Source organism: Bradyrhizobium sp. (assembly GCF_049691595.1).
In the GTDB taxonomy this organism is placed as follows: domain Bacteria; phylum Pseudomonadota; class Alphaproteobacteria; order Rhizobiales; family Xanthobacteraceae; genus Bradyrhizobium.
The window spans coordinates 1-2590 of sequence record NZ_JBAVNZ010000252.1 but is presented as its reverse complement, the minus strand read 5'-3'; the positions used below and the strand labels follow the sequence as shown (position 1 = coordinate 2590).

General features: G+C 64.9%; 4 protein-coding genes. 1 reads left to right on the top strand and 3 read right to left on the bottom strand.

Annotation, left to right across the window (positions count from 1 at the left end; translation table 11 throughout):
* From WCE35_RS11285 to WCE35_RS11275, 3 genes are all read right to left on the bottom strand, one after another.
* Positions 1 to 683 (bottom strand): RNA polymerase sigma factor (locus WCE35_RS11285; RefSeq protein WP_424593420.1); only part of this gene is annotated, 683 nt, incomplete at its 3' end.
* Positions 680 to 1048 carry a YciI family protein gene (locus WCE35_RS11280; protein ID WP_424593419.1) on the bottom strand — a complete coding sequence of 123 codons (369 nt, stop codon included), beginning with the start codon at positions 1046 to 1048 and terminating at the stop codon, positions 680 to 682. The genes WCE35_RS11285 and WCE35_RS11280, both read right to left, overlap by 4 nt.
* A gap of 303 nt (positions 1049 to 1351) precedes the next feature.
* Positions 1352 to 1684 (bottom strand): hypothetical protein, encoded by a 333-nt coding sequence (locus tag WCE35_RS11275; RefSeq protein ID WP_424593418.1) that lies wholly within the window; start codon positions 1682 to 1684, stop codon positions 1352 to 1354.
* A gap of 91 nt (positions 1685 to 1775) precedes the next feature.
* Between WCE35_RS11275 and WCE35_RS11270 the strand changes: the two genes are divergently transcribed.
* The coding region (locus WCE35_RS11270) for a 2-hydroxyacid dehydrogenase (protein WP_424593417.1) at positions 1776 to 2590 on the top strand (815 nt) is incomplete at its 3' end.

Sequence of the window (2590 nt, the reverse complement as noted above, 5' to 3'; positions counted from 1 at the left end):
TGGAACAGCCGCAGCAGCAGCCTGGCCAGGCGGATGGCCTCTTCGCACAGGGGGCTGCGAATCTCGGCGGTATCGCCGCTCGCGGAATAGCCCTCGTTGAAGACCAGATAGATCATGGCGGCGACCGCCGTAAGCCGCTCGGAGCGCTCCACCGCGCCCGGCGTTTCGAACGGCACATTGGCTTCCGCGACGCGGGCCTTGGCGCGGGTGATGCGTTGCTCCATCGCGGCCTCGGAGACCAGGAACGCGCGCGCGATCTGCTTGACCGTGAGGCCGGAGACGACACGCAGCGCCAGCGCGATCTGCTGCGTCGCCGGCAGGTCCGGATGACAGCAGATGAACAACAGCCGCAGGATGTCGTCGCGATAATGCGAGCCGTCGAGCCGCTCCGCCAGCGCATCCTCGGCGTCGTCGAGATCGGAGATCGCCTCGTCCTCGGGCAGCGGCGCCTGCTTGCGGCTGCGCCTGATATCATCGATCGCGACGTTGCGCCCGACCATGATCAGCCATGCGGCGGGATCGCGCGGCGGACCGTTCTGCGGCCAGCTCTTCAGCGCGCGCAAGGACGCGTTCTGAAAGGCTTCCTCGGCAGTATCGAGATCGCGGAAATAGCGCAGCAGCGCGCCAACCGCCTGGGGACGCGCCGAGGTCAGCGCGGTATCGATCCAGGCGGTGTCGGTCACGTCTTCAGGCTCCCGGGGTTCAGCAGTCCGACCGGGCGGATCTCATAGGCGCCGCCGGGATTGGCCTCGCCGAGATCGCGCGCGACATCGAGCGCGTCGTCGAGATTCTCGCAGTCGACGACATAGAAGCCGAGCAGCTGTTCCTTGGTCTCGGCAAAGGGGCCGTCAAGCACGAGCGGCGGATCGTCCTTGCGCAGCGTCGTCGCCGCCGTCGTCGGCAACAGCCGCGCCACCGGGCCGAGCCTTCCCTGCCTGGCCAGCTTGTCCTGCACGACCGCCAGTTTCTTCATGACCGCGTTGTCCTGTTCCCTGGTCCAGGAACCGACGGTGTCTTCATCGTGATAGCAAAGGATGGCGTACAGCATGCGGCAGGCACCTCCGTTCTCCCCAAGGACGAACGATTATGCCTCTAGCCGACGGGCCAGCGGGAAAAAAATTGACCCGTTCCATCCCCGTCAGCGAGCGATCCCCGTCGCAGACGGTGGCGAAAATGCCGGTGGGCGTGGATTGCGGCCTGGGAGCAGACGCTGCGGACGAAAACAACGAAATTGATGTTCCCCGCCGTCATTGTCTGATGGCCTCGACCTTCGCAGGGCCAAAATCACGATGATTGTTCTGGTAGGACATCGCCAGCCAGAACATCACCGCGACGATGAGGAATTTGCGGATCACCAGGTAATTCCGTATTTCCCGGCGATCTGGCGGGCCCGCGTCTCGTCGGCGCTTTCGCGCGAACGCCCCCGGCCCTGTTTGGCTTGCTTGGCGTTGCGCGGCTTCGACGCCTGCGGCGCGGCACCAGCTTGCGGCGCGGCACCAGCTAGCGGCGCGGCACCAGCTTGCGACATCGCTCCGGCCTGCGATTCGCCTCCGCCCTGCGGCTGCGTGAGACCGTTAGGGACCGTGATGCCGTTGCTTGTCAGGATCGACCCCACGTCCGGGGTCTGTGCCTGTGCCGAGGCGGAAGCCAGAAGAAGAGCGGATATCAGGACCAGTTTGCGCATGAGACGTCTCCGTTGCTTGATGATCGGAGACTAGACCCGCCGCGCGATCTGTTATGTGGTGCAGCTCACATTGAGCATGAAGGGCATCGGAATGAGCAAAGGCGCGCTCGCGCTGCTGATCCATGGCGGCACGGACAACTGGTCTCCCGAACGCTGGAAAACGCGGTTCGACGAGGTGTGCCGGGACCGGCGGGTGATCTCCCTTCCTGTGGCGGATTTCGATCCGGCGGATGTTCATTACGCCGCGGTCTGGAAGCCGGTGCCCGGCGAGCTCGCCGCATTTCCAAACCTCCGCGTCATCTTCAATCTCGGCGCGGGCGTCGACGCGCTGATGGCGGATGCGTCCCTGCCCGATGTGCCGCTGGTGCGGGTGGCGGTCTCCGACCTCACCGATCGCATGACGGAATATGTCGTGCTGCACGTGCTGATGCATCATCGCCAGGAGCTCTATTTGCGGGAATCCCAGCGCGAAAGGCGCTGGGAGCCCAGATATCAATGGGCGGCCGGCACGATTACGGTCGGGATCATGGGGCTTGGCACGCTGGGCGCGAACGCCGCCGAGGTGCTGCGGCGGATCGGCTTTCGCGTCGTGGGCTGGAGCAACAGTCCCAAACAGATCGAGGGCATCACATGCTTTCACGGCAAGGCACAGCTTGATGCGTTTCTGGGGCGGACCAACATCCTGGTCTGCCTGCTTCCGCTTACCCCGAACACGCAGCAGATTTTGAACCAGGGGCTGTTCCTGAAGCTCGACGGAAACAGCCCGATCGGGGCCCCGGTCCTGATCAACGCCGGCCGCGGCGGCCTGCAGAACGAAGCCGACATCCTGCAATGCCTCGACGACGGCGCGCTCGGCGCCGCATCGCTCGATGTCTACGCCACCGAGCCGCTGCCATCCAACAGTCC